The sequence below is a fragment of the Roseibium sp. AWQ4_254 genome (assembly GCF_056161025.1).
Map to the genome: position 1 here is coordinate 21610 of NZ_JBSWYH010000030.1, position 25818 is coordinate 47427.

The following is a 25818-nucleotide window of genomic DNA, read 5'->3' on the forward strand; positions in this document are numbered from 1 at the left end:
TGTCTCCCGTCATTCATAAGACTGATCCGGAAAGACAGGCTGTTTGCCGCCCTCTCCCCGTTTCACCATCCTGTTTCCCGGATGTTCCTGCCCTGGCCCCCAAATGGCCTGGTAGGTACCAACTGCCCTGCCCTGCCGCTGAAAGCACAGGAACAGCGCAACCAGACCCAGCCACCAGAAGACCAGGCTCAGCCCCATCCACCTGGGTGCGTTCGCCTCCCACAATCCGGTTGAGATGACCAAAACGGCGAGCGCCAGGGCAATATAGCCGCAACTCTTGTGGAAGGCTTCAAAAAGGAGACGATGCGGGGTCATGTCATAATGGTCCCCGCGCAGAGACCCATCAGGGCGCCGGTCCGTGGGGCCGCCTTTTGAGCCTCTGAACAGACCGGACACAGCCTGAACAACTGCCAGACCCAGCACGGCGTATCCCAAAACCCGGTGCAGAATGGCCGAACCGCTGTTTTGAGGTGACAGGAGCACCAGGCTCAATCCGACAACCGACAGGACGAGAACCAGCGCCTGCGACATCCAGTGCCACCGCCACCACACTTTGTTATCCAGTTCACGGGGCCAGTCCTGTCCCGGCAGGACCTTGAAGAAACGGGCGATCATGATCGCCAGAGGTGTCAGGATGCCCCATCCGATAACCATAACCCGGGCATGCCACGACAGTATGGCCCCCACATCATGGGGCCTTGCCGGGTCCATCGGAGAGAGCAGCCACTCCAGGATCATCCCTTGACTGCTCCTGCCGTCATGCCGGTGATGATCTGTTTCGAGGCAACAAAGGTGAACAGGATCGGCGGGATCGCCAGCAGCATCCCGGTGGCCATGATCACCCCCCAATTGATGTCATATTCAGTAATTGAATTGACGATGGTGACCGGAACGGTGCGTGTCGAGCGGCCGGACAACGCATTGGCCAGCAAAAATTCGTTCCAGGCGATGCGGAAAGTGAAGATGGCTGCGGCCGCAAGACCGGGCTTGATGATCGGAAGGACGACCAGGAAGAACACCTGGAAAGGATTGGCCCCGTCCATCCGGGCCGCCTCTTCGAGCTGGATCGGGACCTGCACAATGAAACTCTGAAGGATCCAGATCACAAAGGGCAGGTTCATGGCCGTATAGATCAGGATGAGACCCGTATAGGTCTGGTCCAGGCCGAACTGGAACGTCCAGATCCCGAACACCGGCACCAGAAGCACCGCAGGCGGCACCATACGCATCAACAGCGTTGTCATGGACACCGCCCCCCGGCCCATAAAGCGGAACCGCACCAGGGCATAGGCCGCCATGCAGCCGATGGTCAGGGTCAGGCCGGTAGAAATCAGACCGACAATCAGCGAGTTGACGAGCGCGCGCCCAAAGGTCGGATCGCAATAGTCGACATGAGCCGGTTCGTACCACAGGAAATTGCACAGAACCGTCTCGTAGTTCTTAAGTGTTGGCGAGAAGAAGAAGGCCGGGACCGATGCATCATAGACGTCAACATTTGTCTTGAAAGACGTGGCAAGCATGAGGGCGATGGGGCCAACACTCATAACCACAAGAGCTGCTAAAAGGGCATAGAAAGCCGGATTTTGGTTTTCGCTTCTGACAGCCATTAGCTTTCGTCCTTTTCAGCGGCAACCCGTTGCCGGGCGAGACGGGCTTCCTGCACCCGGTTGTAGGCAAACATGCCAATGGTCAGCGCCATCAGCACCATCAACAGCAGGTTTGACATGGCGGCCGCCTCCCCCAGATCCTGGAATTCCTGAGCGGTCCGGAAAATTCTCAATGCCAGGATTTCGGTGGACAGGCCCGGCCCGCCATTGGTGAGCACGAGGATCACTTCCAGCACCTTGAAGGCATCGATGAGGCGCAGCAGCAAGGTGACGATCAAAACCGGCATCATCAGCGGCAATTTGATCAGAATGATTTTCTGCCACTCGCTGGCCCCGTCAATCTCCGCAGCCTCCAGCGCGGAGCGCGGCAGGGATTGCATGGCCGCAAGGGCGAGAATGAAAATGAAGGGCGTCCATTGCCAGACATCGGCAATTACGACTGCAATGAAGGACCAGGTGCTGTCGGACAGCCAGGGAATGCCGTCAAGGCCAAAACTCTTCAAGGTACGGTTAAAAATACCCACTGTCGGGTGGTACATGTAGCGCCACATCAGACCGACAACGATCGGCGCGATCATCATAGGCAGGATAAATACTGTCCGCAGCAGGGACATGCCCTTGATATTGCGGTCCAGAAGCAGGGCGAGCCCCACCCCGAGGATCATTTCCAGCGTCACAACAACAGCTGCAAACCGGATGGTGACCCAGAAACTTTCCCGGAAGGCTCCATCGCCGAAAAGGTTCACATAGTTGCGGACCCCTATAAACTCGGCCTGTCCGATCCTCTGGCTCGGGCTCCAATCCAGAAAGCTCGCATAGATCATGTATCCGATGGGATAGAGCAGCGCGAAGATCAGAATGATCCCTGCAGGCGCCAGAAACATGTAAGGGGTCAGCCGATTGGCCTTGAACGCAATGCTCATTGCGGTGTGCTTTCACCGGTCTTGGAGGAGCGCCCCGCAGCCATGCTGCGGGGCAAGGGTGTTGGATTACTGGGTCCAGGTGTAGTACCCGGCCTCATCCATGAGGGCTTTGGTGCGCTCTGCGACGCCGTCCAGCGATTCCCGCACCGGAGCGTCTTCCACGATGATCTTGGACAACGTCGTGCCGAGATCCGCGTTGATCTTGCCCCAGACCGGAATGATCGGGCGCCAGTCCGGGTCAGCGTTTTTCAGAGCCTCACCGAAGGTCGCCATATGCGGGAACTTCTCGTTCACATCCGCATCCGCGTGGGTGGAGTATCTGGACGGGTTGCCACCCGCCAGGGCTATGAGCTTGTCCGCCTTCTTGGAGGTCAGCCACTGCATCAGCAGGAAGGCTGCATCCTTGTTCTGGGCGTTTTTCGGAATCGCGATGCCGAAGCCGCCGGTCTGTGAGCCGGCCCGGACACCAACCGGGTGCGGAGCCCAGCCAACCAGTCCGACAACCTTTGACTTCTCAGGATTGTTGACCTGGCCAGCAAACACCGTGGAATCCAGGAACATGGCAGAATTGCCTTGCAGGAACGAGGCACCGGCTTCGGCAAAGCCAAAGGTCTTGGCGCCTTCGGCCCCGCAATCAACAATCTTCTTCAGGGCTTCGGCTGCCTTGACACCGGCTTCATTGTTGACAATCGGCTGCCACTCATCATCGAAGATCCGTCCGCCGAGCGGTGCAAGATGCAACAGGAAGGCATGGCTGGCATGGTGGCCGGAGGCTGCACGCGAGGCAAGACCGCCCATGCCCGGCTCCAGTTCCGGGATCTTGCAAGCAAGGTCCAGAAGCTCGTCATAGGTTTCGGGGACCTTGAGACCATGCTTTTCAAATATATCTTTTCGATAGCCGAGAATGGAGGTCTCGGACCCGAACGGCAGGCCGAACAGAGACCCGGTCGGCCCCGGAAGGTAGCCCTTCTTGCCGCCTGCAACGCCGATATTGGCCACATAGCCATCAATCAGGTCTTCAGCGTCGTAATTGGGATCTGCCAGTTTCGGGTTCATGAAAAAGCGGGCCAGGTTTTCCAGCTGGTCTGCATAGACATAATCCGCCTTGGAGAAGACCACATAGGCGATCAGGTCATAGTCGCCGCGGTTCTTGGTCAGCTCAAGGGTCTGACGCTCCCGCATCTTCAGGTACTGAAGCTGGTCAACTTCCACCTTGATGCCGGTTTCCTTGGTGAATTCCGGCAGAACTTTCATGACCGCATCAAAATGCGGGTGGGCCGGGAAGTTCACGACCAAGGTTTCCCCGGCATGCTCCTCATAAGGATTTGCCAGAGCGGCAGTCGCCCCGAGCGCAAGACCCGCGACAGCACAGACCGTCGTTTTCAAATACTGCAGCATGTATTCCTCCCTCACAGACAAGAGGCCATCACCTGATGGCGTCCTCGGTTTCGCGGTCGAACATGTGAATCCCCTCCCTGTTGACCGCAAATCGCAATGTTTCGCCCAAGGCAATGGGCGTCTCGGACTTCAACTCGACCTCAACCTTCTCGCCGCCGCAGTCACACAGGAGCACGGACTGGGCCCCGATATATTCAGAGACGATCACCTTCAGATCGATGGACTCGTGCTCACCGGCACCCGGCTGGTAAGTCAGGTCAGACGGGCGGATGCCAAGGATCACAGAGTTGGAACCAGCAGCTGACAGGGCCGCCTTCTTGTCCTCCGGCAGCGCCAGATCAAAACCGTTGCCACAGACAAAAGGCTGGTCGCCGCGGTGCTGGATGTCCGCATGAAGAAAGTTCATGGGCGGCGAGCCCAGGAACCCGGCCACGAATTTGTTGGTGGGCCGCTTGAACAATTCCTCTGGAGTGCCCTGCTGCTGGATGAAACCGCCATTCATGACCACGATCCGGTCGCCCAGGGTCATGGCCTCGATCTGGTCATGGGTCACGTAAATCATATTCTTGCGCACCTTCTGGCGCATCAGCGCCAGTTCGGCCCGCATTTGACCGCGCAATTTGGCATCCAGGTTCGAAAGAGGCTCGTCAAACAGGAACGTGCCCGCATCCCGGGTAAGCGCCCTGCCCATGGCCACGCGCTGGCGCTGACCGCCCGACAACTCGCCGGGTTTTCTGTGCAGCAGACCGGTCAGACCGAGCATTTCGGCGACTTCCTGAACCTTTTGATCGATTTCCGCACGGGGCCGGCGCTGCAAACGCAGAGCAAACGACATATTCTTGGCCACATTCATATGCGGATAGAGTGCATAATCCTGAAACACCATGGCCAGGTCTCTGGCTTTCGGCTCCAGAGCACTGACCGCGCAGTCACCAATGAAGATTTCCCCGTCGCTCACCGTTTCAAGACCCGCAATCATGCGCAGCGTCGTGGACTTGCCGCACCCGGACGGTCCGACGAGCACGGTGAACTCGTTTTCTTCCATATCGAGATTGATTCCGTGAAGGACCTCGACATCGCCGTAGCGCTTGACGAGGTTCTCAAGTCGGATACACGGCATTTTTCCTCCCAAGGCGCCATATCCGGCGCAAAGCCTTGTTGTTACCGGTCACATTATCACGAATGTTACCGGTAACAAGTGAAAAGTTCTCATTGCTTCAAAATTTAATGATTCATGATGAATACATCTGACGGGAAGATTTCCAAAACCTCACGCAAAAGATGTATCAAGACAAAAAGGCACATTATTTCAGAGGATCCTTGCCTGCTTGTGCGCCAAGTATCCTTGGGACCGCAGGAACTCGGCCAGCTCCCCTGCTGCGTCCAGTGTTGCGCAATACACTGATTGCGCCAGCTTCACCTGAAAGCCATCAGCAGCTTTGCCGGAATTCGCTTTCCGCCGGAACATGGACATGCTGCGCCGGGCCGGGCGTCTTTGCGCCGGCAAGCAGGATGTCCTTCAGCAGCCTCCCGGCTTCCCTGCCGATGCGTACCGGATCCACAACCACCGTCGACAGGCTCGGCGTTGCAAAGCGCGACACTTCAAAATTGCCAAACCCGGTCAGCGCGATGTCTTGCGGGATACGCAGCCCCCCCGCCAGAAACCGGCTCTGCGCCCCAAAGGCAGCAAGGTCCGACACGCAGAAAACGCAATCGGTATCGGGAAACCGCTCAAGAAGCTGACCTGCTGCCTCAACCCCGGCATCAATCGTCATGGGCGGCACGCCAGACCGGATCATGCGGTGGGCGGACAGGCCCGCCGCAGTCATGGCCTCCACGAACCCCTTGCGCCGCTCCGCACCACGGGTCCAGTCATCCTGTTCTTCCCCCAAAAAGGCAATCCGGCTGTACCCCTTGCCGATCAGTTCCAGGGTCATGGTTCTGGCGGCCTCGAAGTTGGAAAAACCGACTGTGTGCTCAATCGGCTCCTTGGGGGTCTCCCAGATTTCAATCACCGGGACCGCAACGTCCCGCAACAGTTGAAGCGTGCGTTCCGTATGACCGTCATAGGACAGAACGATTGCCTCCGGGCGACGGCGGAGCATCGTCTCGATGATCTGCTCTTCGCGCTCCGCCGAATAGTCCGTATGACCGAGCAAGATCTGAAGACCGATATGCTCCAGCTCCTCTGTCAGGGCCTGGACGGTCAGCGCAAAGTGGAGGTTGTTGAGAGACGGCAAAAGGGTGGCCACAAAGCCGGATTTCTTGGTCGTCAGGCTGCCGGCCATCTGGTCAGGCACATAGTTCATCTGCCGGACGATTTTCAGGATGTGGTCGCGGGTTTCCGGCGACACAGGGCTGTCCTTGCGCAGAGCACGGGACACTGTCATGCGCGACACGCCGGCGGCTCTGGCAACATCGCGCATTGTGACTTGCCCCTGCTTGATATCGCTCTTTGACAAATCCGGCCTCATGCGAACAGTGAAAAATGTTCAAAGACACTGGGGGCGGCAGCCCCTAAAAATCAAGTCCCGATCATGCTGCGCCGCCACCGGCAGGGATCCTGCCGGTGGCGGTCTGACTGAAAAACAGCAGCGGATGGAGGTGGATGCCGGCCACCCCTGCCGTTCTGAAACTCAGCGGTTCAGCGCTCCAATGCCGGAGAACCGGAACGCTTCCTGCTGCAGAGCATCCAGCTCTTCGGCACTCATCTGGTCATGGGCAACGGTGATCCGGCCCAGGAAGACGAGCGGCAACTCGGCGGCCCGCTCTTCAAGATCCGCCCGGATCGCCTCGGCCGTCGCCGCACCGACATCATCGCCCATCCGCATAGGCGTAGCGTCCAGCTCACCCCGGCGGATGGCATCCAGCTCAAGGCCGGTGCCGCCCCAGCCGGTGGAGAAGATCTCCTTTTCCTTGCCGACGGCGACCTGCGCCTCGACGCTGCCCATGGCCATAGCGGTGTTGGCATTGTGGATGATGGTTGCTTCCGGATAGGCTTGCAGGATCAGGCTGGTGCCTTCATAGCCCCCTTCCTGCTGATACTCGCCATAGTGCTCATAGGCCACTTTCCAGCCGCCCTTTTCCATGACGCAGTCCTTGAAGTCACCGGAGCGCTGATTGTCCGTGATACCCGGAATGCCCCGGTTCATTGCCATCGTGACGTCAGTGCCGAGCCGGTCCAGCATATAGTCGCACATGACCAGCGCACCGGCAGCAGAGGAGAAGTCGAACCAGACATCAGGCTGGTTTTTCAGGTCCTTCAAAGGCGTGTGAAAGGCCCAGACATAGGTCCTGAAATCATCATTGCCGGCCAGCTTGTCGATATTGTCCGCCTGGATGGCTAACTCCGAAGGGCCGAAGATCACGTAGTCGTAGATGTCGCCGTCCTGCAGCACCTGGTTGGCGTAGGTGGATTGCAGCGAGTGTTCGATCTGACGGCTGGCAAATTCAGTGGTGTTGTATTTGATGCCAAGCTGATCCAGCCGCTTGGTGAGGGCCAGATAGTTGCGGGCCCAGAAGTCGGACGTATCCGCCGACGGGTATATCAGTGCGATTTCGACAGGCTTGTCCTGCTTGCCGGAGAACGGCACCGCGTCCGCCCCGACGACTGCCTGCAGCGCTTCAAGCTTGCCTTCAGCGTTCACTTCATCCGGCACCCAATGGTCCCGCTCGGCAATGCCCGGCAGCTCCTTGAGCGGCAGCTTGTCCTGTGCGATGGCGGCCGTGCCGCTCATCAGCAGAATGCATAGTGTGGATTTGAGCAGATGTTTCATCATGTCCTCCCTGTTGATGAAAGCAGTGAGTGCGGACCTTAACCGCTGGCCACGGGTGTGCCGGAGGTCAATGCCCCCACGAGCAGCAGACATCCGAGAATGGCTGCCAGTCCGCCCGAAAAGCGGACAAGCCGGAGACTTTCCGGCGTCGTGAGACCGGCCAGAAGGCCCTTGGCCCCGTCCCGGTCTTTTTTCTGCAGCCAGGTGTAGAGCGCGACGGATGAAACTATCACCGCGCCCGAGGCAACTGACTGCCAGAAAAACTCGATGCGCAACGTCACAAGGGCGTTGATCATCATCGACAGCAAAAGAACACCGGCAAAGGAGCCGAGCATCGATGCGCGCCCGCCGAAGAGAGACGTTCCCCCGACCACAACGGCGGCAATCACATGCAGATTGAAATAGGGGGCGGAGGTCGCCTGGATCGCGTTCAGCTTGCCGGTCAGCATGACCCCGGCCAGGGCCGCCGACGCTCCCATGAGCACATAGGCGTAGATCTTGTAGCGGTCGACAGCAACACCGGTCATTTCCGCAGCTTCCGGGTTGGAGCCGATCGCCACCGTGTAGCGGCCGAAATAGGTCTTTTTCAAAAGCCAGTACCCGATCATCATGGTGGCAATGCCAAGCACGACCGGAACCGGGATAAACCCGGGGATCTGTCCGCGGCCGATTTCCGTCAGAAGATCTGGAAAACGTGCCAGCACCAGCCCCTTGGCGATAACAAGCGCAAATCCCCGGTAGACCAGATCCATAGCCAGCGTGCCGATAAGATCCGGCACCTTGAATTTGGTGATCACGAGCCCGTTGATCAGACCGAACAGCGCTCCGATGACAAGCGCTACCAGGATCGCGACGGGCGCAGAAAAGCCGTACTGCTTGATCAGAAAGGCCATGATGATGCTGGTCAGGGCCGCCATCGAGCCGATGGACAGGTCAATGCCGCGCTGGGTGATGACAAAGGTCATGGCCATCGCCATGGGCATGTAGAGCGCCGCATCCAGCAAAATAAGATTGAGGTTGGACAGGCGGAAATACCGCGCCGGTTCCGCAACCCCCATGAACATCAGCACGGCCAGGATCATGACCATGGGGCCAATGATCGCGAGGAACGGTTCCAGACGGTCGGAGAAAGTGACCGGACCGGCCGGTTGAGTGGACTGTTCTGCCGTTGTCATTGGTTCCTCCTAGGCCGCTTCTTCCGCGCCCACGATCAGGGCGAGAACGTCTTTGGGGGTTGACTGGGCGACGTCGACAACCCCGGCGCAACGGCCCCGGCGCTGGACATGAACCCTGTCGGCGACTTCAAAAACATCGTCGAGCGAATGGGAGATCAGGATTACGGCAAGCCCCTGCTCTTTCAGAGCCTTGATCAACTTGAGTGTGCGGGCGGTTTCCTGGGGGCCGAGCGCCGCGGTCGGCTCATCCATGACGAGCACGCGCAGGCCCTCGTGATAGACGGCCCTGGCAATGGCAACCGCCTGCCGCTGCCCGCCCGACAGGCTGGACGTAGGCACATCGAGCGAGCGGAGCCGGACGCCCAGCCGTTCGAACAGGACACGCTCCGTCTCGCTGCGCATCCGCTTGTTGTCCAGCATGGTGATACCCAGGAACGACCAGGTCAGCTCATTGCCCAGAAACATGTTGGCGGACGGGTCAAGGTGATCTGCAAGGGCCAGTGTCTGGTAGACCGCATCAATGCCTTCAGCAATGGCATCGGAATGGCTGTTCATGACCAGCTTGGCGCCATCGATGAACATGTCGCCTTCCGACGGCTGATAGACGCCGGTCAGGATCTTGATCAGGGTGGATTTGCCCGCCCCGTTGTCCCCGACAATAGCAAGAACCTCGCCCTCATAGGCATCGAGATTGACATTCGATAAGGCGGTGACGCCCCCGAACCGCTTGGTAATGTTGCGCATTTGCACAAACGGTGCTTTCGACATGACCGTTTTCCTCATCCTCCTGGCATTTGCCGGTGAGCCAGATACAGCTTCCCCGTTCGCGGCAACGCCCCGTCCCGTTGGATTTTTTGTGCTTTGATTGTCGGCGGGCCGCTGGCGGCTGCAGCCAGCGGCCCGCCTTACACTCCGGCCTTATTTGCCCCAGATGGCGGAGTAAGCTTCCCGGTACGGCGTGTCCGGATCGAAGAAGTTGCTGTCGCCCATCTTCTCAAGTCCCGCCTTGGTGACAAGGGCCGGTGACGTGATGTAGCCGGAGCAGGCTTCGCCCTGCACCGCGCGGTTCAGCTCGTCGACAAGCTGCCATCCCTGGAGATTGAGCGGCTCGGCCACGGTGATGGCCTGATAGCCGCCGGTCCGGATCCGCTGGAAAGCGGCTTCCGAGCCATCGCCTGCAGAGCCCGCCTGGGGTCCGTCTTCCGGAGAGATACCAGCAGAGGCAAGAGCCGGACCCATGAAGTCGAAATAAAGATCGTTGATCGCCAGCGCATGGGTCCAGCTGTCACCGAATTTCTGCAACAGGCTTGTGGTCAGAGGCCCCATGCGGGTGGAGGTGTCGGCAATCGGTGTGTCCACATATTCCAGCACCTTGCCGCCGCCAGCTTCAACGGTTTCCTTGATCCGGTCGGCCTTGTCGATGGCGATCTGATAGGTGGAATCGGTGAAGATCACGACCCCGATATCCGATCCGCCATCCTCCAGCGCCCATTTGGCCGCCACTTCGGACACGGTCATGGCATCGGTCGATACATTGACAAAGATACCGCCCGGCGCATCACAGCCGATTTTCGGGCCGGAGTGCCAAGCCACCATGGGGATCTTGGCCGCCGTCACACCTTCCAGGGAAGCCTGCTGCTCGACCGCGTCAAACCCGTTGATGACGATCCCGTCCGGCTGCAGTGCCAGGGCCTGGCCGATTGCTGCCGTGCGGCCCTGGATCGACCCAGCGCCGTCCAGAACGCGCACCTCCCAGCCGATCTTCTGGGCCGCTTCCTCAACCCCGTTGGTCACACCCAGAATCCCGCCATTTTTCAGATCGGCAGCGACCACGACAATGGTCTTGCCATCTGCGGCGGCCGGACCGGTGGTCGGTCCGTCCCAAGGCGTTTCCGCCAGGGCCGGAACCGTCAGGCCAGCCAGCATCGTTGTTGCCAGAACCGTTTTCAAAAAGTCACGTTTGTGCATAGTTTCCTCCCATTGCAACATTACTTCTTCACCGCGCCCTTGCGGCGCTGTGCATACCCGGCGATGCCGATTGCGATCAGCAGCGTGACCCCGTTGAACAGGGGCTCGACCCAGAAGGAGCCGCCGAATTGCTGAATGCCGGAAATGCCCACGGCCAGAATGGCAACACCGACAATGGTGCCCCAGACATTGACCCGTCCCGGCTTGATGGTGGTTGACCCGAGAAATGCCCCGACCAGGGCCGGCAGCAGAAATTCAAGCCCGACACTGGCCTGGCCAATCCGCAGCTTGGAGGCCAGGAGCACCCCGGCCAGCGCCGTCATGGTGCCGGAGGCCATAAATGCCCCGATCACGTATTTACGTGTGGGAATGCCGTTCAGCTGGGCCGCCCGCTGGTTCGCGCCAATGGCATAAAGATAGCGGCCGACCGGCGTGTATTCGAGCAGCAGCCACATGCAGACCGTGATCGCGATCAGATAATACCCGGTTATCGGCAGACCGAAGACAAAGGTCGTGCTCAGGTCGTAAAAGCCTTCCGGCAGCACACCGACCATCTGGCGGCCGCCCGTGTGCCACAACGCTATGGCGTAAAGAACCGTGCCGGTGCCAAGCGTGGCAATGAAGCTGTCGATGCGGGCCACCTCCACCAGCAGCCCGTTGAAAAAGCCGCTCATGGCGCCGAGCAGCAGCACGATCATGACTGCCATCGGCCAGGGCAGCCCCAGCATGGTCTGCAGGCTGATCGCCAGAATGTGCCAAAGCACGATGCCATAGCCCACGGTCAGGTCGATCCGGCCCGCCGCCATGGGGATCATGGCCCCCAGGGACAGCAAGGCGATGATCGCCTTGTCGGAAATGATCGCGCGCAGGTTCAAGAGTGTCGGAAACGTCGTCGGCAGCAGGATCGAAAACAGCAGGATCAAGATCAGTGTCAGGATCACCAGCCCGTAGACCGGCAGAAACCGAAGGAGTTTGGCGCGCGCGGACAGGCCGTCCAATTCCGATTTTGTGGGTTCAAGCGCGTTGGATTCAAGTGATTGCATTCTCAGTTCCTCAAGCGGCTGCGACGTTACTGGCCGACGCGGCCTGAATCAGATTTTCCGTCGATAATTTTGTACCCGACAATTCCCCGACAATCCGTCCCTGGCTGAAGACGATCGCCCGGTGGCAGATGGTGGCGACTTCTTCAAAATCCGTCGACACAAGCAGGATACCGACCCCTTCCAGAAGGGCCTTGTTCAAAAGCGCGTAGATTTCCGCCTTGGCGCCCACATCGACCCCGGCGGTCGGATCTTCGCAGATCAGCAGCTTTCTCTTCGTCGCCAGCCAGCGGGCAATCACCACCTTTTGCTGGTTGCCGCCGGACAAAGCCTCAATGGCCAGGGTCTGGTCGTTCGGGCTGAGGGCAACATTGCGCCCGATTTCTTCGGCCTGTCTGGTTTCCGCCTCCGGCGACAGAACCGAAAACAAGCCCCGGCCAGTGGCGGCCGGATTGAGAAAGGTGTTTTCCCGGATGGTCAGCGGCAAGGCAACAGATTCTTCCGTTCTATCGCGCGCGACCAACCCGATACCGCAATCCAGAGCGGTTTTCGGTGTGCGCAGGTCCGGAGCCCCAACAGCGGCCAGATCGACCGAGCCTGAATGGGGCTCCAGACCATAAAGGGCGCGCGCGATTTCCTCGTGCCCAGCCCCGCGCAACCCGACAAGCCCGACCAGCTCATTCCGGTGCAAGGTGAAATCGACAGGCCCCGCATTGCCCGTCTTCAGCTCCTTGACCGAGAGAACTGGCTTCCCTCGGGGCTCGTCGAGTTTGCTCACCTGCCGGGTCTTGCGCCCGACAATCATATGAACAAGCTCTTCTGCGGTGGTGTGCTGGATTGCCCGCACCCCCACAAGCTCGCCGTCCCGGAGCACGGCCACCCGGTCCGCAATCTGAAAGATCTCGTCCAGCCGGTGGGACACATAGATCATGCCGACACCCCGCTCGCGCAGGGGCCTCAAGGCCTCGAACAGGCGCGACACCTCATCGGCCGGCAGTGAGGCTGTCGGCTCATCGAGAACCAGAAAGTCACACTCGACCGCCAACGCCCGTGCAATCGCCACAAGCGATTTTTCCGTGCGCGACAGATCCTGCACCCGTGTCGAGGGCGAAAAGTCGCAGCCCACCCGGGCCAAAGCCTCTTCGGCCAAACTGTCGGCGTCGCCCCAGTTGATCAGTCCGAATTTCTTGGAAAACCCCAGCGCGAGCGCCATGTTTTCGGCCACGGTCATCCACTCGATCATGCCCAGGTCCTGGTGGATGAAAGCTACCGATTGCCGCTGGCCAAAACCGCCCGGCCGATGCTCGTAAGGGGTGCCGTCGATTAGCACCTGCCCGGCATCCGGTTTGTGAATGCCCCCCAGGATCTTGATCAAAGTCGATTTGCCAGCGCCGTTCTCCCCAAGAAGGGCAACAATCTCACCGCGGTCAATCGCAAGCGAGACGTCGCGCACGGCATAAGTGCCGCCGAAATGCTTTTGGATCCCGTCAAAGAAAAGACGGTTCTTAATACTGCCTGGCACAATTTTCCTCCCAATCGTTACCTTTTCCCGGGCCAGCCTTCCCAAGACTGGACGATAGGTTACCGGTAACGTAGTTTTATCATCCGCCTGACACATATCGGAGTCAACCCAAAAAGTTATCGATAACGTTTCCAGAAGGAATTTTGAAAATAGATAATAAAAACAAATCGATAAGCCTATCTGAGGTCGCCAGGGCCGCCGGTGTGTCAAAAATGACGGCCAGCCGGGTCCTGCGCGGGGACGGCGGCTATTCGGAAAAGACCCGCCAGAAGGTGATGGCGGAGGTGGACCGGCTGGGCTACCTGCCCAACCGCATCGCGACAGTTTTTGGCGGTGACAAGCGCACCACATTTGTTGGCGTCAGCATTCCCGATCTGGGCAATGAAGTCTTCTCCCATGTGCTGGAAGGGATCGACCGCAAGCTGGCCGGATTCAATCACCAGACCGTTCTGGGCATGACCCAGCATGCGCTGGAAGAGGAAGAAAACTGGATCGAGACGGTGCTGTCCTGGCAGCCGGCCGGGCTGATCGTAACCGGGCGGGCGCACACCCCGCGTGCGCTGCAGCTGCTTCGAAGCGCTGCCATTCCCCTGGTGGAAATCTGGGATCTGAATTCCAGCCCCGTCGACATGTGCGTGGGTCTCAACCATTTCGACAGCGGTTATGACATGGGCCGGTTCCTGCTCTCCAGAGGCTATAAGCGGGTTGGGTATGTGGGCACATCCCGCAACACTGCCAATGCGGCCGCTGCCCGGCTGAGCGGATTTTCCAAGGCGGTGTCAGATGGCGGCGGCAAGCTGACCAAACAGCTCTGCCTCAATGACATTCCAGGCTTTTACCCAGGGTTTTACGGCACTGAACAGCTGCTCTCCGCAGAACCGGGTGTGGAGGCCATCTTTTTTCAGAACGACAATATGGCGGTGGGGGCCGTGCAGTTCTGCCAGGCCCAGGGCATTTCCATTCCAGGAGACCTTGGCATTGCAGGCTGGGGGGAGCTGCCGATTGCCTCCGTCCTGCCCTACCGGCTGACAACGGTGGCCGTGAACCACCTGCGCATCGGCCAACTGGCGGCGGAGAACCTGCTGCTGCGGATTGCCGGGGTCACGGCTCAGCCCGTGAACGATGTGGGCTTTACGCTGGTGCCCGGCGACACTGTATAGCAGGATCTCTAGTCACCCTGATCTGCAGTTCGTCTCATGTTCCAGCGAGTTCAGAACGAACTTCACACTCATGAGGGTGACGGGAAAGCCTATCTTTCTAGTGTGGTTTTCGGAATTGGAATACGCTACGGCGCGCGCTGCACAGATGAGGTGTATTTCAATTCAACCACACGAGAGCGCCCTTCAGGCACTGGACCCGCCCGGGCTGAGATCAGGGGCGACGACGATCCGCTCGGCCGCCACGCTATTCCCGCCCTCCCCGCGCAACAGATGGCGGATGAGAATGCCGGTCCTGCGGCCAATCTCGGCCGGATGCGGATCGACAGTCGTCAGCGTCGGCACACAGATGGACGAAATATCATAGGCCCCGAACCCGGCAATCGCGATGTCTTCGGGTACCTTGACCCCCTTGCGCATGCATTCGGTCAAGGCTCCGAACGCGGACAGGTCGGAAACACAGATCACCGCCTGCGTATCGGGATGATCTGCGAGCAGCCGGGCCATGGCATCCGCCCCTTCGCGCATGGAGATCGGCGGCTCCCCGGCCCCGATCAGACGCCCGGCCGGCAGGCCCTGTTCTTGCATGGCGCTGACAAAACCCCGGCGCCGGTCGGAGCCACGGGTGTCCCCATCCGTATCCCCGCCGATAAAGGCGATGCGCGTGCGCCCGGTCTCAACCAGATGGCTGACCAGAGACCGCATAGTCTGGGCATTGGAAAACCCGACCACATGCCCGATGGGCTCTTCCGGCAGGTCCCAGGTCTCGACCACCGGGATCTGCGCCCGTTCCAGAAGCTGGCGGGTCTTGGGCGTATGCCGCCCTCCGGTGAGCACAATCGCTTCCGGGCGGCGCTTTAGAAACTGTTCGACAATCTCTTCTTCTTCGTGAATGTCGTAATTGCTATAGCCCAGAAGAACCTGGAGATCCCCTTCCTTGAGTTCTTCAGACAGGGCCCCGACCGTATCGGCGAAGTTGGCATTGTTCAGCGAAGGAATGGCAACTGCGACGAACCCGGTCCGCTGGGAACGGAAGGTGGCTGCGTTGCTGTCAAAGACATATCCCAGCGCATCAGCGATCGCCAGAATCCGCTTGCGGGTCTCTTCCCCCACAGACGCATGCTGCTTGAAGGCCCGGCTGACCGTCATGACGGAGACCCCCGCCTCCTGGGCCACATCCTTCATGGTTACGGCGCGCTGCATTCTGTCTCCGTTCACTTGCCCTTGTCTTCCCCTGCTCCGGGACGGACCAGCCCCTTACCGGTCAGACATAGTCACTTCAGCGCCAAGGCTGCAAATGTCTGACCGGTTGAGACACCGCTCAAACACAGATTTCGGCCCGGCGGCTGCCAGTCCCAGCTCAGGCGCCTGATTTATATTCGCCGGCTTCCGTCACATGGTGGTGGATATGACCATCGAAAAACTCCGCAACAATCTCTCCGGTCACATCCCGCGACCGGGTCCGGGCGTCGCTGACCAGTGCCCCGTCCATCGCGGCCCGGTCCGGATAGGTTATGGCCAGGATCAGGGGAAATTCCGGCGCGCCTTCGTCCCGCTCCTCGCCAAACATGACCCGGACATCGCTGTTGCCGGGAAACTGGCGCCAGAGCGGCACCAGCCGGTCGGTGACAGCTGCACGGAACGCCTCCGTGCGGCCGGGTTTGATGCTGCCTTCAAACAGGGCAAAACGGGTAATCATTTGAACTGCTCCTTGTCCGGTCCCTTGAAAAATTCCATCAGTGCCGCCTGGTCCTCGCCGCCAAGACCGGCTGCCGTCAGCATCCGGTGGACCTCGGCACAAAGCGCGGTCAGGGGCATGGAGGTGTTGCTGCGGCGGGCAAGGTCCAGCGCGCCGTTCAGATCCTTGACCATATTGTCGATCCGGCCGGTGCGCCGGTAATCGCGCGCGACAAAGCGGGGCATATATTCCTGAAGCAAGGCGCTGTCCGCCCTCCCGCCTTTGAGGGCAACCGGGATCTTGGCCGCGTCAACTCCCGCATCCAGCGCCAGCTGGGCGGCTTCCGCCACCGCCAGAAATCCGAGCCCGCACAGAACCTGGTTGATCAGCTTGGTGGTCTGCCCGGCGCCCGCCGGTCCCATATGGGTGTAGTTGGCACTCACATGTTTGAGCACTTTGTGGGCATCAGCCACGTCCTGCGGGGCGCCGCCGGCCATCAACGTCAGCTCCCCTGTCAGGGCCTTCGGGGCTCCACCGGAGAGCGGGCTGTCCACCCACCGCAGGTCCGCCTCAGCCGCCCGTCCGGCGAGCCCCCGTGTTGCGTCCGGATCAATGGACGACATGTCGATGATCAAGGTTCCCGGCCGTGCGCCCTCGGCAACACCGCCGGATCCGAAAACCGCTGCTTCGACGATTTTCGGGGAATTCAAGCTGGTAATCACCGCATCCGACTGCCGCGCGGCCTCAGCCGCACTGGGCGCCGCAACAGCGCCCTTGGCCACCAGCACGGCGACCTTGTCCGGATCCAGGTCAAACACACAGAGCCGGTTGCCGGTTTCCAGCAAGCGGGTGCCGATGGCCCCGCCCATGGCACCAGCCCCGATCAGGGCGACATTTTCACTCATTTCGGCTCCTTTCCGAGCGCTGTCAGAAACTGCGCGACAATCTGGCCGGGCGGTTGATCAATTGAGGCTTTAACCGACCTCTCGTCGGCCGCCGGGGGCTCCAGAGTCGCCAACTGGCTGTCCAGAAGGGCCACCGGCATGAAATGGCCGGTGCGGTGCTGCATCCGCCCGCTCAGCACCTCGCGCGTGCCTTCCAGAAAGAGAAAGGTCACGGGGCGGCCCGCCTTTTCGGAAATCCGCTCCCGGTACACACGCTTGAGGGCAGAGCAGGCAATCACGGTCGGTTCGGTTGCCGCTGCAAAACGGCCGCCGATCCGGTCCAGCCAGGGCGCCCGGTCCGTGTCGTCCAGCGGCTCACCCCGGCTCATCTTCGCGATGTTTTCTTCCGGATGCAGCGAATCCCCGTCGAAGAACGCCGCCCCGATGGCCAGTGAGAACCGTTTGCCGATCTCGCTCTTGCCACAGCCGGACACCCCCATCATCACATAAGCGTCCGTCACAGCGACACCGAGATGCCGCCGTCCACAAAGACCGTGGTTCCATTCACGAAGGACGACGCCTCAGAAGACAGGAAGATGCAGGTGCCAACCAGTTCCTCAACCTTGCCCCAACGGCCTGCCGGGGTCCGTTTTTCAAGCCATGCGCTGAACTCCGGATCATTGACCAGCGCCGCATTGAGCGGCGTGTCGAAATATCCGGGCGCCAGGCCGTTGCATTGCAGGCCGTGTTTGGCCCAGTCAGTGGCCATGCCCTTGGTCAGGTTGGCGACCGCCCCCTTGGTCATGGTGTAGGGGGCAATGCCGGGACGGGCCAGGGCGGTCTGAACGGAACAGATATTGACGATCTTGCCGCGCCCGCGCCCGATCATGTGCCGGGCCACCGCCTGGCCCACATGAAAGACCGAGGCAATATTCGTCTGCAGCAGGCGCTCAAACGCGTCGGCCGGAAAGTCCTCCAGCGGCGTGCGGTGCTGCATGCCCGCATTGTTGACCAGAATATCGATCGCCCCGGTGCCATCTTCAAACCGGTCCACGGCTGCCCGGGCCGCCGCATGATCGGTCACATCAAAGCCGAGCTCATGGACCATGTAGCCCTCGGCCCTCAGGCTTTCGGCTGCCGCCCGCAGTTTGGCCCCGTCCCGCCCGTTCAACACAATTTCCGCACCGGCTTGGGCAAGGCCGCGTGCAAGGGCAAATCCGATCCCCTGGGAGGACCCGGTGATCAAGGCCCGTTTGCCGGACAGGTCGAACAAGGCGAGGCTCATTTTCATTCCTTCACTGCGAAACAATTGACATGGTGATTTGTTATGTTATCGATAACATAACTTGTCAAGCCGAGAGCACATAAAATGAGAAAAGCTGATATTCTCCAGGTTGGCCCTTATCCCGAGTGGGACCAGGGCCCGCTGGACCAGGCCTTCACCATGCACAAATATTTCGAAGCCGGCGACCGCGCTGCCTTTCTGCAGTCGGTGGGGCCAAGCATTCGCGGGATCGCAACCCGGGGTGAATTGGGGGCGGACCGGGCCATGATCGACGCCTGCCCCAACCTGGAAATCATCTCCGTCTATGGGGTCGGCTTCGACGCTGTTGATCTGGACGCCTGCCGGGAAAAGGGCATCCGCGTGACCAACACACCGGATGTCCTGACCAATGATGTGGCAGATCTGGGCGTCGCCATGATGCTGGTCCAGTCCCGCGGCATGATTGGCGCGGAAAGCTGGGTGCGCGATGGCAGCTGGCAGGAAAAGGGCCTTTATCCGCTCAAATCCAGGGTCTGGGGCAAACGGGCCGGTGTGCTGGGCCTTGGCCGGATCGGATTTGAAGTGGCCAAGCGTCTGGCCGGTTTCGATCTGGAAATCTCCTATTCGGATGTGGCCGCGAAAGACTATGCAAGGGACTGGCGCTTCGTGGCCGATCCGGTGGCGCTGGCAAAAGACTCCGATTTTCTGTTCGTCACTCTGGCCGCGTCCGCGAAGACCCGCCATATCGTCAACAGACAGGTGATTGAGGCACTCGGCCCTGAGGGCATGATCATCAATATCAGCCGCGCCTCCAATATCGACGAGGACGCCCTTCTGGACGCCCTGGAGGACGGGCGGCTCGGATCGGCAGCGCTCGATGTGTTTGAAGGCGAACCCGCACTCAACCCGCGCTTTTTAAAGCTGGGCAATGTGCTGCTGCAGCCCCACCACGCGTCCGGCACCTTTGAAACCAGAAAGGCCATGGGCCAGCTGGTCCGCGACAATCTGACGGCCCATTTTGCAGGCGAGGCCCTGCCCACCCCGGTCTTGTGAGGCACTCCATGAAATCCATCGTCATCCACGCTGCCAGGGACCTGCGCATCGAGGAGCGCGAAGCTGCGCAGCCCGGTCCCGGCGAGGTTCAGATCGCCCTGGCCTCCGGCGGTATCTGCGGATCCGATCTGCATTATTTCAACCATGGCGGCTTTGGCACCGTGCGCCTGAAGGAGCCCATGATCTTGGGCCATGAGGTCTCCGGCCATATCACCGCCCTGGGCGAAGGTGTTACCGGTCTGACACTTGGCCAGCTGGTCGCCGTCTCCCCCTCCCGCCCCTGTGGCACGTGCCGCTACTGCCGTGAGGGCCGGTTCAACCAGTGCCTCAACATGCGGTTTTACGGCAGCGCCATGCCATTTCCGCATATTCAGGGTGCCTTCCGGCAGGTGCTGGTGGCCGAAGCGGCCCAATGTGCGCCCGCAGATGGGTTAACCTCCGGCGAAGCGGCCATGGCCGAACCCCTGTCGGTCTGTCTGCATGCCACCCGGCACGCAGGGCCGATGATGGGAAAATCGGTGCTGGTGACCGGCTGCGGCCCGATCGGCATCTTGAGCATTCTGGCCGCCCGGCGTGCAGGGGCCGACCTGATCGTCGCAACGGACCTGAGCGGCTACACGCTGCAAAAGGCCAAGGAAGCCGGGGCCGATCTGACCCTCAACATGTCGCAGACCCCGGACGCGCTTGAGCGCTTTTCCGCCGACAAAGGCACATTTGACATTCTCTATGAATGTTCCGGCGCGGCCCCTGCCCTGTCCGCCGGGATCATGGCGCTGCAGCCCGGAGGCACCATTCTCCAGCTCGGCCTGGGCGGTGACATGACCTTGCCGATGATGGCCATCACGGCCAAGGAACTGGTCCTGAAAGGCTCGTTCCGGTTCCACGAGGAATTTTTCACCGCCGTCAGCCTGATGCAAAAGGGGTTGATCGACGTCAAGCCGTTCATCACCCAGACCTTTGCGCTGGAGGACGCCGTCACTGCCTTTGAAACAGCCGGCGACCGCAACCAGGCCGTCAAGGCCCAGATCGCCTTCGCCTAGATCAAGTCGCGGTTCATCGGATTTGCCTTTTGCTACCGGACATTAGAAATGCCAGTGCAAAAGACAAAGCGGTTTAACACCTGATGAACCCGTCCTGCTCAGAGAAAAGTGCCGGAGAGACCATTGGCCTCTCCGCTGCATTTAGGGGTCGAGTCCGGTGGGGCGGAGGCAGACTCGTACGATAACGAATGCAGCCATTCGTTTGAGCCGCAGCTAAGGTCTGCTTGGAGCCCGTCCAAGACCTTCGGGGCGGTGCGCTGAATTCGAAAATGGGCGGGAAGAAGACTTTTACGGCATCAAGGACTAAAGTCCGGAAGGGATCCGGAAGCGGACGTCGCTAGACTCTTTCCATTTTAGATTGCATAACTCTCTCGGATAAGTTGCTTTGCAACCCAATTACATACGGGGCGATTATTGAAAGGTGATAACTTGCAGGTATTGCGTGATGACTTCTTGAGAGCGGCTGTCGAAATTGGTCGGAGCGGCGAGAACGATACGCTCCCATATGATATGGATGCTGGATTTATTCGTGATAACGCTGAGGGTTTTGCAGATATATGCTTTAATCTGTTCCATGAGATCGATCAGAAGAGCTTCAAAGACGCGAAAGATTTTTTGGACGAGCTCACGATAGGCGCTGAGCGACTACTAGCGCCGTCTGGTTCCAATGGATTTAGGATCACGACGAAAATACATCCGTTTTGGAATCTGTATCTGAATGGCCTAGGCCTTGCCATAGCTCAAGCGAATGAACCAAACCGCAGTGAGCGGGTCCACTCCTATAGGTTAGGAAACGAAGCGGCTGCCTTCTTTGACCGCAGCCGCTCTTGGCGAACCTTCAAGGAAGCGACGCTCAAAGAAGAAGCGCTAAAGGTAGATGGATGCATGGTCGTTCAAACGGACATCTCAAGCTTTTATGAGCACATTTACCATCACCGGCTCGAGAACGTCATCAAGGATTTGGGCGCTGCAAACTCGAGCGTGGCCTTGCAAATTGATCGCATCCTAAGCAAACTTGCGGCAGGGCGATCTTTCGGGCTTCCCGTTGGAGGTCAATGCGCACGCATCCTCGCCGAAACTATGATGACACCAATCGACAGATCACTGTCTGATGCAGGTATCGTCTGGCATCGGTACGTTGACGACTTCACGCTTATTTGTAACTCACGCCAGCACGCATACGAGGCTCTGTCAGCGTTGTCCCATGCGCTTGCTGACTATGGTCTTTCGCTGAACCGCACGAAGACTACGACCTTGAGTGCGAAGCATTATACTGACTATGTAGCGGCACAACTCGGTGAAGGTGAAGATGCAAGTGCCGACCTGAGAGACTTGGATTTGCACTTCGATCCTTATTCCGACACGGCACAGGCGGAGTACGAGCAACTTAAGGAATCGTTCAAAAAGATTGATGTTCAATTTCTCATTGATCTCGAAAAAGACAAATCTCAGCCGGATAGCTTCGTCGTTGCGCAAATTAGTCGCGCGTTAAAATTTCAAGAACCCAAAGTCGCCGCTCAGCTATGCGAAACACTTCTAGATGTAGGGAATCTAGACTCGTTTCGTGCGTCTTGGTCTAAGATCATGCGTGGCGTTTATGCAGTCCGAGCAAAAGACGAGTTTTCAGAATTCCATCCTGATATAGATCAACTTCTTGATCGAGTAATAGTGGCGGCTCCCCACCTGCTCATGCCAGAAGTCAATCTACTTCATTTTTTACGCACTATTCGTTTCGCGCGAACGGATGCTCGAGGAGTGTTCGTTAGGAATAACTTCGAGCGCAGCTCATCAGCAGCAATTCGGAGAGCCTGTATTGACTGTTGGCACCATTGGCAAGATCGAACGGGTTTCAATTATGTGCGCAACAGATGGCAAAATTTGACGCCCGATGAGCAGCGAATGTTTTGGATTGCAGCTAGAAATTTCGGAGATGAAGGTAGGCATGCGCGTCAACAGCTCCGCGGTTCACTCGCGCAATCTTGGCGCCTAGGATTCGAGCATGACGGGGCACCGACATTTGCGGCGTGTTACCAAGACTGGGTAAAAAATGACGCTTAAAAGGCTTCCATTTCGCGATCCCAGGACGGTAGCAAGGGACATTCCCGGCGTCCTAGATGGTCCTATTCCCTCGGCTAAGTGGAGGGCTGGTAGCAGCGCTGAATCGGGATGCGTTTTATTACTCTGGTTTGGCTCCAGTACCCGATAAGTTAGTGGAGCAAAGCCAACTTCAAAAGGCAATGCTTTTTGAATTGTCGATAGCTCGCGCTGAACTCATCCTTTCCGGCCAAGCAGAGCCGGAATGGGCCGAATGCATTGCCATTGCATTGAAACGACAGAGCCGACATTACGATGCTCAAAAGCCAAACAGAGTCGAAGAAAGTGACCAGAAGGCCGCAGAGCATGCGGCTCTCAATCTTGTCGAAATGTTACGCCGAGTTGCCAAGGGAAAGGGTTCTCAGATCGAGCGAAGTCCGGTCATTCCTGGAATGGGATGGATTGCTTCGGGCACTGGAGACTTCGCTATAGGCAAAGTCTTGGTCGAGGTGAAGCACACAGACCGGAACTTCGTCGCAGGCGACTTTCGACAAGTCTTGATGTACTGGCTCCTTAAGTACGCGAGTGCGATTGAGCACGATGATGAAATCTGGACTGACTGTTTGCTTTTAAACCCCCGGAGGAATTGCGGCCTCGCGTTCAATTTCGATACACTTTTGCAGTCAGCTTCTTCTAACTCCAATAGAGTGGTTCTGTGCGAGGCATTGCGCTCGATTGTGGAGCATGAAATCGTTCGTAGGTAAGGCCTCTCGGCGTGACCATGATTGAACCGCACCGGGAATGATGGCTTTGAAACGTAGCTTCGTACTATCGAACGTCCCCAATAGGCCGCATAGGAGTCGTTGGACAAATTGATGTTGAATGGCAGCTCAGGGCCGTTTGTTCCATTTGATCTAAGGTCGGCTGCGTCCCGCATTGTGTGCGTTCATGCGCCCTGCAGCGAATGGCAGGTGTCCGTTTGTGGCACCCGTTCTGAGGATTTCATCGGTCCAGCTATGAGATACGCTTGAGCGGCAGATTTTTTGCTGTTTTCAGACGTCAGTGTAACTGAACCCTGAACGAGCCCCTTGTGGACACTTATACCAACCTCAATAGATAGAAACCCATCTGATGGCGCTGGTCCGGATTGGCCGGCAAGGCGCGTTGCGCAGGACGGCCTGGTTGGCCGTTCAAGCGGCGCAACGCAGTCCGGCGGGCCGGAGCAGGCCACCAAGGCCGTGTTTGAGGACTGTTCAGCTGCGTCCCAGGTTTTGAACGATAAACCATATCGCCCTGCAACCTGCTCCTTGCCGAACAGTCTCCAAACACGGTCAGATCGGTTCCTATCTAGTGAGGTTGGTATTCCGTACGATCCAGCCCCCTACCGGAGCGGACCCCATTTACACTTTCAGCCTCAAAGCGTCAAACATCTGCGCCGATGGCGTTCAACGCGGCCGTTGCCACCTCGATATCCTGCTCCCCCGAGCCGGAGCCGATGCCGATGCCGCCTAAATGGCAGCCGCCGAGGGAAATGGGCAACCCGCCGGGCAGGCCCGTAACCTTGCCATCCGTCGCCAGCCCGATGAAGGGGCGCACCGCTTCCGGAATATTCGTGCTTGGGGCGGCAATGGAAGCAGCGGTCAGGGCTTTTGCAAGCGCACTCTTGCGGCTGAGAAACTTGGCGCCGGTCATGCGGATTTCGGCCAGCACCTCCCCGCTCGTATCAACGATCACAATGCATTGCGGCTGACCAAGCTCTTCCGCGCGCGCAATGGCCGCCGCCAGCATGACCATGGCTGCATGGTGCGTCAGTACTTTTGTGTCCTTGGTATAGTCCATTTATCTCTCCCCCGGTTCAGGTCTGCCGGTCTGTCCTGCTTTTCGCGGCTGTCTTTCAAGGTCATGACGGCGCGGGTCCATCGCTGCTGCTCCTGCCAGAAAAGACCCAAAACACTCAATCAAAAAATCCTCATAACACTTTGTATTTACGACAAAAAACCCTCCAATCGAGCCGAGCATAGATTGCATCGTGACTGCGATTGGAGGGTTTTTGAAGCGTGAAGACCAATCAGCCGCCGAAATCGTCAAGCATGATGTCTTCCCGGTCCACCCCGAGATCAAGCAGCATGTTGATCACGGACTGGTTCATGATGGGAGGGCCACACATGTAGAACTCACAATCCTCAGGCGCCGGGTGATCCTTCAGATATTCGTCGTAAAGGACATTGTGAATGAAGCCTGTATAGCCGGTCCACTCGTCTTCGGGCAGCGCGTCGGACAAGGCGACATGCCACTCGAAATTCTCGTTTTCTGCTGCCAGCTGGTCGAAGTCTTCCACGAAGAACATCTCGCGCTTGGAGCGGGCCCCGTACCAGAAGCTGATCTTGCGCTTCGACTTGAGCCGCTTGAGCTGGTCGAAGATGTGGCTGCGCATGGGAGCCATGCCCGCACCACCGCCGACAAAGACCATTTCCTTCTCCGTTTCGCGGGCGAAGAATTCGCCGAACGGACCGGAAATCGTAACCTTGTCGCCCGGCTTCAGGTTGAAGATGTAGCTGGACATCTTGCCGGGAGGAATGCCCTCAGAGCCCGGAGGCGGCGACGCCACGCGGACGTTGAGCATGATCATGCCCTTTTCTTCCGGGTAGTTGGCCATGGAATAGGCACGCTCGACAGGCTCGCTGACAGCTGATTCATACTGCCACAGATTGAACCGGTCCCAGTCGCCGCGATAATCGTCTTCCACGTCGAAGTCGGTGTATTTCAGCTTGTGGGCCGGAGCCTCGATCTGAATATAGCCACCGGCCCGGAAATTCACGTCCTCGCCCTCGGGCAGTTCGAGCACCAGCGCCTTGATGAAGGTGGCCACGTTCTCGTTGGAGCGGACCGTGCATTCCCACTTCTTGACGCCGAAGACCTCTTCGGGAACTTCGATTTCCATGTCCTGCTTCACGGCCACCTGACAGGACAGGCGGTCGCCGCAAGCCGCTTCACGCTTGGTGATGTGGCTTTCTTCCGTCGGCAGGATGGACCCGCCGCCGGAATGAATCTTCACCCGGCACTGGGCACAGGTGCCGCCGCCGCCGCAGGCGGAGGGAACGAAGAGTTTCTGCTCCGCCAGGGTCTGCAGCAGCTTGCCGCCGGCCGGCACGGAGATGGTCTTCTCCCCGTTGATGCTGATATTGACATTGCCGACCGAGACGAGTTTCGACCTTGCGGCAAGAATGACCGTGACAAGTCCGAGCACGATCAGGGTAAAAAGGAGAATTCCTAGTCCAAACGTTGCCAAAGGGCTCTCC

At 58.9% G+C, this 25818-nt stretch carries 24 protein-coding genes; 5 read left to right on the plus strand and 19 right to left on the minus strand.

The features are described 5' to 3' along the window. Positions 1-9: 9 nt before the first annotated feature. From ACXAIC_RS20160 to ACXAIC_RS20215, 12 genes are all read right to left on the minus strand, one after another. Entirely contained in the window at positions 10-738 is a 729-nt protein-coding gene (locus tag ACXAIC_RS20160) for a cytochrome b561 domain-containing protein (protein ID WP_475184349.1), read from the minus strand. Then, on the minus strand, positions 735-1607 hold the full coding sequence (locus ACXAIC_RS20165) for a carbohydrate ABC transporter permease (RefSeq protein ID WP_475184350.1): 873 nt from the start codon (positions 1605-1607) through the stop codon (positions 735-737). The genes ACXAIC_RS20160 and ACXAIC_RS20165 overlap by 4 nt, the downstream gene beginning before the upstream one ends. Continuing rightward, on the minus strand, positions 1607-2530 hold the full coding sequence (locus ACXAIC_RS20170; RefSeq protein ID WP_475184354.1) for a carbohydrate ABC transporter permease: 924 nt from the start codon (positions 2528-2530) through the stop codon (positions 1607-1609). Before ACXAIC_RS20170 ends, ACXAIC_RS20165 begins: the two co-directional genes overlap by 1 nt. A gap of 66 nt (positions 2531-2596) precedes the next feature. Next, the gene (locus tag ACXAIC_RS20175; RefSeq protein ID WP_475184358.1) at positions 2597-3928 is read right to left on the minus strand and encodes an extracellular solute-binding protein; all 1332 of its coding nucleotides are present in this window, start codon (positions 3926-3928) and stop codon (positions 2597-2599) included. A gap of 28 nt (positions 3929-3956) precedes the next feature. Further along, entirely contained in the window at positions 3957-5048 is a 1092-nt protein-coding gene (locus ACXAIC_RS20180) for an ABC transporter ATP-binding protein (protein WP_475184360.1), read from the minus strand. Between the two features lie 310 nt (positions 5049-5358). Continuing rightward, a complete protein-coding gene (locus tag ACXAIC_RS20185; RefSeq protein ID WP_475184364.1) occupies positions 5359-6354 on the minus strand; it encodes a LacI family DNA-binding transcriptional regulator in 996 nt (331 codons plus the stop codon). Positions 6355-6564: 210 nt separating this feature from the next. After that, positions 6565-7704, minus strand: a complete 1140-nt coding sequence (locus ACXAIC_RS20190) for a substrate-binding domain-containing protein (RefSeq protein ID WP_475184367.1) — start codon at positions 7702-7704, stop codon at positions 6565-6567. Positions 7705-7742: 38 nt separating this feature from the next. Continuing rightward, complete coding sequence (locus ACXAIC_RS20195; RefSeq protein ID WP_475184372.1) at positions 7743-8879, minus strand: ABC transporter permease; 1137 nt, start codon at positions 8877-8879, stop codon at positions 7743-7745. A 9-nt stretch (positions 8880-8888) separates the two neighbouring features. Continuing rightward, a complete protein-coding gene (locus ACXAIC_RS20200; protein ID WP_475184374.1) occupies positions 8889-9647 on the minus strand; it encodes an ATP-binding cassette domain-containing protein in 759 nt (252 codons plus the stop codon). A gap of 150 nt (positions 9648-9797) precedes the next feature. After that, a complete protein-coding gene (locus ACXAIC_RS20205; RefSeq protein WP_475184377.1) occupies positions 9798-10847 on the minus strand; it encodes a substrate-binding domain-containing protein in 1050 nt (349 codons plus the stop codon). A gap of 20 nt (positions 10848-10867) precedes the next feature. Continuing rightward, positions 10868-11890: an ABC transporter permease gene (locus ACXAIC_RS20210; protein ID WP_475184379.1), complete on the minus strand. Its 1023-nt coding sequence runs from the start codon at positions 11888-11890 to the stop codon at positions 10868-10870. A gap of 10 nt (positions 11891-11900) precedes the next feature. After that, complete coding sequence (locus ACXAIC_RS20215; protein WP_475184384.1) at positions 11901-13409, minus strand: sugar ABC transporter ATP-binding protein; 1509 nt, start codon at positions 13407-13409, stop codon at positions 11901-11903. 143 nt (positions 13410-13552) lie between these two features. Here ACXAIC_RS20215 and ACXAIC_RS20220 point away from each other — a divergent pair, with 143 nt between their 5' ends. Further along, a complete protein-coding gene (locus ACXAIC_RS20220; protein WP_475184388.1) occupies positions 13553-14569 on the plus strand; it encodes a LacI family DNA-binding transcriptional regulator in 1017 nt (338 codons plus the stop codon). A gap of 183 nt (positions 14570-14752) precedes the next feature. On the opposite strand, the gene ACXAIC_RS20225 is transcribed toward ACXAIC_RS20220, so the two are convergent. From ACXAIC_RS20225 to ACXAIC_RS20245, 5 genes are all read right to left on the minus strand, one after another. Continuing rightward, entirely contained in the window at positions 14753-15769 is a 1017-nt protein-coding gene (locus ACXAIC_RS20225; protein ID WP_475184391.1) for a LacI family DNA-binding transcriptional regulator, read from the minus strand. Between the two features lie 157 nt (positions 15770-15926). Then, positions 15927-16265 carry a hypothetical protein gene (locus tag ACXAIC_RS20230; protein ID WP_475184393.1) on the minus strand — a complete coding sequence of 113 codons (339 nt, stop codon included), beginning with the start codon at positions 16263-16265 and terminating at the stop codon, positions 15927-15929. Further along, positions 16262-17149: an NAD(P)-dependent oxidoreductase gene (locus tag ACXAIC_RS20235; RefSeq protein ID WP_475184395.1), complete on the minus strand. Its 888-nt coding sequence runs from the start codon at positions 17147-17149 to the stop codon at positions 16262-16264. The genes ACXAIC_RS20230 and ACXAIC_RS20235 overlap by 4 nt, the downstream gene beginning before the upstream one ends. Beyond that, positions 17146-17628, minus strand: coding sequence for a gluconokinase (locus ACXAIC_RS20240; protein ID WP_475184445.1), 483 nt, complete (start codon positions 17626-17628; stop codon positions 17146-17148). Before ACXAIC_RS20240 ends, ACXAIC_RS20235 begins: the two co-directional genes overlap by 4 nt. Positions 17629-17645: 17 nt before the next feature. Further along, positions 17646-18413 carry an SDR family oxidoreductase gene (locus tag ACXAIC_RS20245; protein WP_475184397.1) on the minus strand — a complete coding sequence of 256 codons (768 nt, stop codon included), beginning with the start codon at positions 18411-18413 and terminating at the stop codon, positions 17646-17648. A gap of 84 nt (positions 18414-18497) precedes the next feature. Here ACXAIC_RS20245 and ACXAIC_RS20250 point away from each other — a divergent pair, with 84 nt between their 5' ends. The 4 genes from ACXAIC_RS20250 to ACXAIC_RS20265 all read left to right on the plus strand — a co-directional run bounded on the left by ACXAIC_RS20250 (position 18498) and on the right by ACXAIC_RS20265 (position 23283). Next, positions 18498-19445, plus strand: coding sequence for a 2-hydroxyacid dehydrogenase (locus ACXAIC_RS20250; protein ID WP_475184400.1), 948 nt, complete (start codon positions 18498-18500; stop codon positions 19443-19445). 8 nt (positions 19446-19453) lie between these two features. Then, positions 19454-20485, plus strand: a complete 1032-nt coding sequence (locus ACXAIC_RS20255) for an L-idonate 5-dehydrogenase (protein WP_475184403.1) — start codon at positions 19454-19456, stop codon at positions 20483-20485. Positions 20486-20914: 429 nt separating this feature from the next. Further along, complete coding sequence (locus ACXAIC_RS20260; RefSeq protein WP_475184405.1) at positions 20915-22543, plus strand: RNA-directed DNA polymerase; 1629 nt, start codon at positions 20915-20917, stop codon at positions 22541-22543. Between the two features lie 56 nt (positions 22544-22599). Next, on the plus strand, positions 22600-23283 hold the full coding sequence (locus ACXAIC_RS20265) for a hypothetical protein (RefSeq protein ID WP_475184408.1): 684 nt from the start codon (positions 22600-22602) through the stop codon (positions 23281-23283). A gap of 658 nt (positions 23284-23941) precedes the next feature. On the opposite strand, the gene ACXAIC_RS20270 is transcribed toward ACXAIC_RS20265, so the two are convergent. Together ACXAIC_RS20270 and nqrF are read right to left on the minus strand one after the other, a co-directional pair. Continuing rightward, positions 23942-24358, minus strand: a complete 417-nt coding sequence (locus ACXAIC_RS20270; RefSeq protein WP_475184409.1) for a GlcG/HbpS family heme-binding protein — start codon at positions 24356-24358, stop codon at positions 23942-23944. Positions 24359-24587: 229 nt separating this feature from the next. Continuing rightward, positions 24588-25808 carry an NADH:ubiquinone reductase (Na(+)-transporting) subunit F gene (nqrF, locus tag ACXAIC_RS20275; protein ID WP_475184412.1) on the minus strand — a complete coding sequence of 407 codons (1221 nt, stop codon included), beginning with the start codon at positions 25806-25808 and terminating at the stop codon, positions 24588-24590. Between the last annotated feature and the right edge of the window lie 10 nt (positions 25809-25818).

Bases quoted from the DNA above. Each gene is read 5' to 3' on its own strand.
- ACXAIC_RS20240 (WP_475184445.1), bottom strand. From the start codon at position 17,628: ATGGGGGTGTCCGGCTGTGGCAAGAGCGAGATCGGCAAACGGTTCTCA.
- ACXAIC_RS20265 (WP_475184408.1), top strand. From the start codon at position 22,600: ATGGTCCTATTCCCTCGGCTAAGTGGAGGGCTGGTAGCAGCGCTGAAT.
- ACXAIC_RS20205 (WP_475184377.1), bottom strand. From the start codon at position 10,847: ATGCACAAACGTGACTTTTTGAAAACGGTTCTGGCAACAACGATGCTG.
- ACXAIC_RS20180 (WP_475184360.1), bottom strand. From the start codon at position 5,048: ATGCCGTGTATCCGACTTGAGAACCTCGTCAAGCGCTACGGCGATGTC.
- ACXAIC_RS20170 (WP_475184354.1), bottom strand. From the start codon at position 2,530: ATGAGCATTGCGTTCAAGGCCAATCGGCTGACCCCTTACATGTTTCTG.
- ACXAIC_RS20255 (WP_475184403.1), top strand. From the start codon at position 19,454: ATGAAATCCATCGTCATCCACGCTGCCAGGGACCTGCGCATCGAGGAG.
- ACXAIC_RS20235 (WP_475184395.1), bottom strand. From the start codon at position 17,149: ATGAGTGAAAATGTCGCCCTGATCGGGGCTGGTGCCATGGGCGGGGCC.
- ACXAIC_RS20165 (WP_475184350.1), bottom strand. From the start codon at position 1,607: ATGGCTGTCAGAAGCGAAAACCAAAATCCGGCTTTCTATGCCCTTTTA.
- ACXAIC_RS20200 (WP_475184374.1), bottom strand. From the start codon at position 9,647: ATGTCGAAAGCACCGTTTGTGCAAATGCGCAACATTACCAAGCGGTTC.
- ACXAIC_RS20175 (WP_475184358.1), bottom strand. From the start codon at position 3,928: ATGCTGCAGTATTTGAAAACGACGGTCTGTGCTGTCGCGGGTCTTGCG.
- ACXAIC_RS20195 (WP_475184372.1), bottom strand. From the start codon at position 8,879: ATGACAACGGCAGAACAGTCCACTCAACCGGCCGGTCCGGTCACTTTC.
- ACXAIC_RS20245 (WP_475184397.1), bottom strand. From the start codon at position 18,413: ATGAGCCTCGCCTTGTTCGACCTGTCCGGCAAACGGGCCTTGATCACC.
- ACXAIC_RS20270 (WP_475184409.1), bottom strand. From the start codon at position 24,358: ATGGACTATACCAAGGACACAAAAGTACTGACGCACCATGCAGCCATG.
- ACXAIC_RS20190 (WP_475184367.1), bottom strand. From the start codon at position 7,704: ATGAAACATCTGCTCAAATCCACACTATGCATTCTGCTGATGAGCGGC.
- ACXAIC_RS20225 (WP_475184391.1), bottom strand. From the start codon at position 15,769: ATGCAGCGCGCCGTAACCATGAAGGATGTGGCCCAGGAGGCGGGGGTC.
- ACXAIC_RS20185 (WP_475184364.1), bottom strand. From the start codon at position 6,354: ATGCGCGATGTTGCCAGAGCCGCCGGCGTGTCGCGCATGACAGTGTCC.
- ACXAIC_RS20210 (WP_475184379.1), bottom strand. From the start codon at position 11,890: ATGCAATCACTTGAATCCAACGCGCTTGAACCCACAAAATCGGAATTG.
- ACXAIC_RS20230 (WP_475184393.1), bottom strand. From the start codon at position 16,265: ATGATTACCCGTTTTGCCCTGTTTGAAGGCAGCATCAAACCCGGCCGC.
- ACXAIC_RS20250 (WP_475184400.1), top strand. From the start codon at position 18,498: ATGAGAAAAGCTGATATTCTCCAGGTTGGCCCTTATCCCGAGTGGGAC.
- ACXAIC_RS20160 (WP_475184349.1), bottom strand. From the start codon at position 738: ATGATCCTGGAGTGGCTGCTCTCTCCGATGGACCCGGCAAGGCCCCAT.